Annotated in this window: 8 protein-coding genes; 6 read left to right on the plus strand and 2 right to left on the minus strand. The window is 36.4% G+C overall.

What is annotated here, in order from left to right:
• Positions 1-375: 375 nt before the first annotated feature.
• From JMW94_RS14275 to JMW94_RS14300, 6 genes are all read left to right on the plus strand, one after another.
• On the plus strand, positions 376-651 hold the full coding sequence (locus tag JMW94_RS14275; protein WP_201604844.1) for a hypothetical protein: 276 nt from the start codon (positions 376-378) through the stop codon (positions 649-651).
• A gap of 89 nt (positions 652-740) precedes the next feature.
• A complete protein-coding gene (locus JMW94_RS14280) occupies positions 741-1,022 on the plus strand; it encodes a type II toxin-antitoxin system RelB/DinJ family antitoxin (protein WP_201604845.1) in 282 nt (93 codons plus the stop codon).
• On the plus strand, positions 1,009-1,275 hold the full coding sequence (locus JMW94_RS14285) for a type II toxin-antitoxin system YafQ family toxin (protein WP_015060936.1): 267 nt from the start codon (positions 1,009-1,011) through the stop codon (positions 1,273-1,275). The genes JMW94_RS14280 and JMW94_RS14285 overlap by 14 nt, the downstream gene beginning before the upstream one ends.
• A 112-nt stretch (positions 1,276-1,387) precedes the next feature.
• Positions 1,388-2,197, plus strand: coding sequence for a hypothetical protein (locus tag JMW94_RS14290; RefSeq protein WP_201604846.1), 810 nt, complete (start codon positions 1,388-1,390; stop codon positions 2,195-2,197).
• 511 nt (positions 2,198-2,708) lie between these two features.
• The gene (locus JMW94_RS14295; RefSeq protein WP_201604847.1) at positions 2,709-3,578 is read left to right on the plus strand and encodes a hypothetical protein; all 870 of its coding nucleotides are present in this window, start codon (positions 2,709-2,711) and stop codon (positions 3,576-3,578) included.
• Complete coding sequence (locus tag JMW94_RS14300; protein WP_201604848.1) at positions 3,579-4,124, plus strand: hypothetical protein; 546 nt, start codon at positions 3,579-3,581, stop codon at positions 4,122-4,124.
• A gap of 121 nt (positions 4,125-4,245) precedes the next feature.
• Here JMW94_RS14300 and repM read toward each other — a convergent pair whose 3' ends face one another.
• Together repM and mobV are read right to left on the minus strand one after the other, a co-directional pair.
• A complete protein-coding gene (gene repM / locus JMW94_RS14305) occupies positions 4,246-5,196 on the minus strand; it encodes a replication initiation protein RepM (protein WP_201604849.1) in 951 nt (316 codons plus the stop codon).
• A 493-nt stretch (positions 5,197-5,689) separates the two neighbouring features.
• On the minus strand, positions 5,690-6,598 hold the full coding sequence (gene mobV, locus JMW94_RS14310; protein WP_320157995.1) for a MobV family relaxase: 909 nt from the start codon (positions 6,596-6,598) through the stop codon (positions 5,690-5,692).
• Positions 6,599-6,801: the final 203 nt, after the last annotated feature.

Below are 6,801 nucleotides of genomic sequence, written 5' to 3' on the forward strand. Positions count from 1 at the left end.
TTTTGCAGCAAAAGGCGGTAAAAAAGGGCTATTTTTCACTGTTTTTCAACTTGGCTGTTTACAGATTGTAAACAACTTTTTCCTTTTTAAATCAATAGCTAAGAACGATTTTGTTTGCACTTTGTATACACCTGAATTTCAATAAACCTAACAATATCAGCTATTTGGCAGTCCCTTTAGGGTGCGTATGGTGTAGTCATTAAATTGGGTGGGAAATAACGGATTTTTTATCTGTCGTAAAATCTGCTACAAAAAAGGGATTATAAGAGCGTTACTTCTCATTTTTCACTGGCATAATCTTAGGCTGGTACAAACAACTTATTAACCTAAAAAAATCATCTGTAGCTACAGATGATTCTAGTAGCGGAGTTATTTATGAGCATGATCGGTGTATCAGTAGCCAGTAGTAAAAGCCTTCAACTTGAAGCCACCCAAGAAGCCTACAATAGAGCTGTCGTGAAGCTTAATTTGCTGTTGATTGACGATAAAACGCACGAAGAAGTGGTCAGAAGCAAGCTATTTGAAGTCATGGATGAAAGAAATCAGCTGGGGAAATACTCCACTTCTGATCTTTATGTCATGCAAAAAAGTATTGAGAAAACGGTTGATGATTTTCTTACTGGATTGAATGAGCAGACTACTACCGCTTAGATTAGCGAAATATGGAACGCTAAAGTCATTGAGGTTTAATCACCTTTCGCTTATATTAGACATACAAATATAAGCGAAAAGTGATTAATATGACTACGACTAATTATAATATACGGCTTGACCAGGATCTGAAGGATAGGTCTTTCTCTGTTCTTGAAAGCTATGGACTAACGCCTTCACAAGCCATAAGACTGTTCTTAAACCAAGTAGCCGATACCAATGCGGTTCCCTTGTCTTTTGATTATCAGCCGAAGCTGAACGCGCAAACACTCGCTGCTATTGCAGAGGTTGCCAACGGTAACGGCACTAAGTACGACAGCTTTGGTGATTTGATGGATGAGCTAGAAGGCGAGGCTGATGAGATCCATTGAAGTATCAAGTCAGTTTAAGAGAGATGCCAAAAAGAATTATTTAAGCTTACTCACTCCTGCATGGGGCGAGGTACTTAATTGTTTGACTAACGATATACCGCTACCGGCTAAATACAAAGATCATGCGTTGACCGGCAATCATAAGGGGTTTAGAGATTGCCATATTAAACCTGACTTGGTGCTAATCTACCGTGTTCAGAGCGATACGGTAGATTTCGTTAGGCTGGGTAGCCATTCAGAAGTGTTTGATTAGTCCAAAGCGAACGTCCTTCGGTTTTTGAATCTAAAGTTAAAGAAGGGAAGCAACAAGATTGCTAAGGGTTTTAAGAGGTTTTATTGATAATTTATATTAATAAAGGAAAGGTATGAAAAATTGGGGGATAGAGGAATGGAAAAACATTGTCAATATTGGCTTCTTTTTGGTTGTAAGTACAATCGGTATATTGTCTTATATTCAAGCTCGGAAAACACTATTCTCTCCAATAAAAACTGAGATATTCAAGTTGCAAATAGAGGAATTTAAGAAGATCCTAGAGGCATTTAATTATAAGAATCAAAGACAATTTGATGAAGAAACAGGTATTCAAGAAGTATTCAATATAAACGCTTGTAAAATGCACTTGAAGTACATCAATTGCTTTTTTAAAGATCAAGTTCAACTATCAGAGGAGTTTAGTAAGGAACTAGAAACTGCTGTTTATGGAACAGTCATTAGTAAGGAGAACTTTTTAAAAAATTTTAGGCATATATCTGTTGGTGAGGAAATGGAGGAAGCACCTCCCATAAGTGATCGCAATCCAGTAGAGCCTGCCTTGAAATTAGCAAAATGGCATGAATATGAGCAAGTGGAAATAAATTATACTAAAAAGTATAACGATGCCACAGAAGAGCTTTCTAATCTAGCTTCGTCTCCTTTACTTCCAAAGGAGCTGGTAGAGAAAATCCATAAAATAATAGAGATAAACAGAAGTAACTTAACTCTTATAGGTGACGTTCTTACTGAAGCTGCGAAAAAAATGCCGACTCAATATACAACAATCGATCAGACCGTTAGATTTGATCCCACTTGGATTTGGAACGAATATAATTCTTCGCGTGAAAGTTTAGACCAAAGTGTTAGTGATGTTCTGAGCTACATCAATAAACACCTAAAAATAAACGAAATAATGAAGTAGTCACACTCTACTTTCGGGTAAGTCTGTTATAAGTGGTCTATTAATGAGTTTGAGCGGTGAAATAACTGGTTCTACTGGGTTATTCTCGTTCTTGACTAGACGTATGATCTCAGTCAGTTTACGACTTCCTACTTTAAATTATATAGTGAAGCTATTATCACGAGTGCAAAGTAAAGTGACAGATTGGCTAAGCAGTAAGGTACTGTTAACTAAGAAGTTTTCTGATATATAAAGTTGACGTATACAAATAACACAATGCTATAAATTGAACAAACGATGGTCGAATGTTATTATTCGCTTGTAATTGCTCATTTGACTCTGCTTCTCATCTATTACCTAACATGTAAATATACTTGCATAACTGTCCTTTTGGACACTTTAAGCACTCTGAATATCTGTAATGCACTAGACCTCTTACATAAATCATCGCGAGCTATTGTAACTCCGTCAGTAAAAGCCAATGAACTGGTACTTTTGCAAGAGGTCTACTATAAAGAAATTAAGGTGAATCATGGCATCAATTAAGCCGAAAACTAACGCAGAAGAGCTTATCGATCTTGGTAATAATTTAATTAAATACCTAAGAGAGAGTTCTGGTTTATTAAAACCTGATCCATTTTATGTTAAAAAAATGAAGAATAACGCAGAAAAAAATAAGGAAGGTGATTATGCCATTTATTGGTGTATTTTATCACTTCTTGAATCAATAAATAGCAATTACGATAAAGCGAAAGTATTTTACGATAATGCTTTTAGAGTAGATACAAATAGACATGATTTACGACCTAACTATATAGCACTTTTATTTAAATTAAGTAGATTCGAAGAGGTGTTTGAGCAAGGTATTAGTTATCTCAAGATCGACAATAGTTGTGAATATACTTTTAGTAAAATAATAAGAAGCTCATATTTCACATTAGATACTGATTCACTAGAAGAGGCTATTCATTTATTTGAACCAAAATCAGCAGTTTCAAAAGAAGTAAAGAGTGAAGGCATAGAAGCTGTTGAAAATATACTAAGTCTAGCAAGAGATATCGAGTCTATAGGGGTTAGCCCTACTGACTATACGTCCTTCATGAGTTTTTTGAATAAATTTAATTCAAAAAAATCTCATGAAGAAGCAAAGGTTCGTTTTAGTATTGAAAACCGTTTTGATCAATTTATTAGAATAGAATCTTTTTTGACAATTAATTCTAAGCAAGCAATTGATTTAAATGCAGAGTTTGACTCTGCATTTATTGAATATGCTTTAGATAACGACTTTCTTAGTAGCTTAGGGAGTTTTGTCACTTATTTTAAGTCGTGTGAAGACATCGATGATGGTAGAGAAAACCCACATGCTGTTTATGCTAGTAAAAATAAGAGCATGGTAGTGTAAATGCCAATAAATATTGAAGACATGTATAAGCTGAAAGAGAAGCTTGAAGGTTTAAATTTTGAACCGGTTGAAGCACATAGTAGGCTGTTAATTGCTCGTGGCTATTATGCTACCTACCATTTAGCATCTTCCCTTTTCGGGTTAGACTGTGCTAAAAAATTGACTCAATATACCGAACAACCTTTTAAAAAAGGTAGTGTACCAAGGGCATATAGCTCTCATCAATCAGTTTATATGAGTTTACAACGATCAAATATAGTCAGCTTGATAGAAGCTGGTAAGCAGATGCAAAGATATCATGACTTAAGATGTAAGGCAGATTACGATATAAGCTTACGTATCACTCCTACTGATATTGACGAAGCAGAATCCAGCTTAATTGAATGTCAAAGAAAAATAAATTCCTATATTGAGAAGGATACTGAAAACTCTGCTAAAGGCAAAAAGTTGATATATGCTAAAGGTAGTCAGGAACTAGAGAAGTCTAATGTGCCAAAGACTTTAGCTGACCTTAAGATATCAACTGGAATTAGAGTATTAAAGTAAAATAATCCTAATTGATATTCACGCAATATTTTATGTGTTTTGAAAAACGACATAATCAGGCTATAGTCAAAAGTTCAATCCCTCACTAGAGAACTAAACCTATCAAATGTACTCATAAGACCTAGTATTCAAGATACTCTCTAACTGGACGTTTCTTAAACTGTGAAGCATCTTTTTTGAGCCGATTAATCATTTCAAACTCCCAAGCGTTTGGGTCTTGACCTGCTGGACTGGTAGAACTAACCAAATGATTATAATCAGCAACAAAACTAGGATTACGGGCGATACGTCCCAGCTGCTTATCGTTTAATCCTTCAACCGTAAACATATCTGCTGTATTAGCGTCACGCTCCTTACTAACTACATCTACCTTAGCTTTTGGTTTTTCATGAACAGTGAAAGTAAAACCTATAATTTTGCGTCCCTTTTTCACGTTCTCATATTTGACTTTAAGATCTGATTTTTTATTAATCTCATCTGTAGCAAGGTCTAAAACACGTTTCTTAAAATCACACATCGCTTTGTATTCATTGATTCCTAGCCCCATCTGGTCTTTAAAAACCCCTATCTCAAAGCATGGTGTTTTTTTAGCTGTGCGCCATTGCGTCAATAACTCATAAAGCCGTACTGAATAAACACTATCAAACTGTGTCGTTTGTTCTAGCAAATACGAGGTAAAGAACTGTTCTAAGCCATTGATACGGCTGATACCTTCTACAACAGCAAGAGTAAATACTATTTCTATTGCGCCCTCACCATCATGATACTGCACCTGCTGTAACCAACGGCTTTTAATGGGCTTTCCATTATCATCAAGGTAAGTAAAACGCCTATTAAATAGGGTTTCTTCAGCTTCTTTCATGCGCTTATAACCATTTTGCCGTGTAGTTTCAAATACCTCTGCATAACGAGTGGCATCAATTCGTAACGGCTTATCTGTACTTAATCCTGTGGCTGTTTCTCTAGCATCAACTATGGCTAGTTGAATAATTCGTACTTCAGCCAATGATAAAGTTTGTAATGCTTGATTCAGTTGATTAGTTTTTACGACTAGGTTTTTTTTAGTGGGCATAACCATCTTATCCATAAGTAGTTAATGACATATTACATTAAGTCATCTAAAGGTCAAATTATAAAACGTCCTTTAATGGTAACTAAACGTCCTTGAATGGGTAACTAAACGTCCTTGAATGGGTAACTAAACGTCCTTGAATGGGTAACTAAACGTCCTTGAATGGAGTCTACAAGCCAATAATAGCAAGGGCTACAGCGAGCTTAAAAGCTATTAAAAGCATTAAAAGCATTAAAAGCATTTTCTTATTTTTTTTACTAACTGAAAAGATAAAAGAAAAAAGCCCTAGTTACCACAAAATATCAGAGAATTTTTTGTGCTCTTTTGGATCAGATAAGCTATCAATTTGTTTTTAACCTCATCCAAAGCGGCAGTTTTTTCAAACTTATATGTTTTTAAGCATCCTAGTGACTTTATTTTCCTCTACGCTTAGTATTGAGCTATAGAAACCACTCTATTCGACTACAGAATTGCATTTAATAGCCTTTACTCTCTATTTTGATACCTTCATAGCATTTTTAATTCCATCCCTCTCTACAGTGATTCTGCGGCTTTCTAGCTGCATTGCTTCGTTTACTCTAGCAATTTCCTCTTGATTTAGACCATCAATAGCCATCAAGTAAGGTTCAACACGCTTTTTAAGGGTGTCATAGCTCTCTTCTGCAACGCTTTTATCATTCTTAGCCCTCTCGTAGTCCGTCAGGATGCTGTTTGCCGCTTTCACTGTTGGTTCTATTTGCTCAATAACGGCTGCTGTGACCTTCTCACCATACCTAGCCTTGCTTTCAAACATTTCAGGCTTAGGCGCTACGGTTTCGATACTGAAATCTCTCGCGTGATTGATGTCGTGGTAATACGCCTTGATGTTGGTATGCTTGGCTTTAGAGCCTTCCTTTCCCCTCGTTAGCCCTAAATCAGTGACCGTATTGGCAAAATCGGTTTGCATCTTGTTTAATTTAGCCCTGCCGCCTAGAAAATCCTTACAGTTCAGCTTTCCCTTTTGGTCAATGGGAACGACATAAGCGACTAAGTGCGGTGTGCTTATGTCACAATGAATACTCATACCTGCAATATTTTCTGCTCCATGTTTATCACTGAGCCATTGATTAGATCGCTTAAAAAACTCGGCTTCCTTGCTGGTTCCCCAACCTTCCCATTCAGGACTGGCGGTGATCAAATACTCAATACATAGCACCGCATCAGCGCGTCTCTTTTCAGGAAGTCGATCTTTTATTGCCTGTTTGACGGCTTCAGGGGTCGCGACGCTATGATGATTTTTAGGGGTCAGGTTAGGGTCAGCATTGGGCGTTTCTATCGTTCGGTAGCTGTGTGCAAGACTGCCACCAATGTTGCCCATCGTCTTTAATTTTGCCGTCCTCAAAATTGCATAGTTCATCGCCATTTTTTCCTATAATTGGGTGTTATTTTGTTAAAGTGTACTTACTACACCATAATTTCACCAGTTAGGAAAGCGTGATTTTTGCAGCAAAAGGCGGTAAAAAAGGGCTATTTTTCACTGTTTTTCAACTTGGCTGTTTACAGATTGTAAACAACTTTTTCCTTTTTAAATCAATAGCTAAGAACGATTTTGTTTGCACTTTGTAT

This window comes from Psychrobacter immobilis (genome assembly GCF_904846185.1).
Lineage (GTDB): Bacteria > Pseudomonadota > Gammaproteobacteria > Pseudomonadales > Moraxellaceae > Psychrobacter > Psychrobacter immobilis_B.

Coding starts and splice junctions, on each gene's coding strand:
- JMW94_RS14295 (WP_201604847.1), top strand. CDS start 2,709: ATGGCATCAATTAAGCCGAAAACTAACGCAGAAGAGCTTATCGATCTT.
- repM (WP_201604849.1), bottom strand. CDS start 5,196: ATGCCCACTAAAAAAAACCTAGTCGTAAAAACTAATCAACTGAATCAA.
- JMW94_RS14275 (WP_201604844.1), top strand. CDS start 376: ATGAGCATGATCGGTGTATCAGTAGCCAGTAGTAAAAGCCTTCAACTT.
- JMW94_RS14290 (WP_201604846.1), top strand. CDS start 1,388: ATGAAAAATTGGGGGATAGAGGAATGGAAAAACATTGTCAATATTGGC.
- JMW94_RS14280 (WP_201604845.1), top strand. CDS start 741: ATGACTACGACTAATTATAATATACGGCTTGACCAGGATCTGAAGGAT.
- JMW94_RS14300 (WP_201604848.1), top strand. CDS start 3,579: ATGCCAATAAATATTGAAGACATGTATAAGCTGAAAGAGAAGCTTGAA.
- mobV (WP_320157995.1), bottom strand. CDS start 6,598: ATGGCGATGAACTATGCAATTTTGAGGACGGCAAAATTAAAGACGATG.
- JMW94_RS14285 (WP_015060936.1), top strand. CDS start 1,009: ATGAGATCCATTGAAGTATCAAGTCAGTTTAAGAGAGATGCCAAAAAG.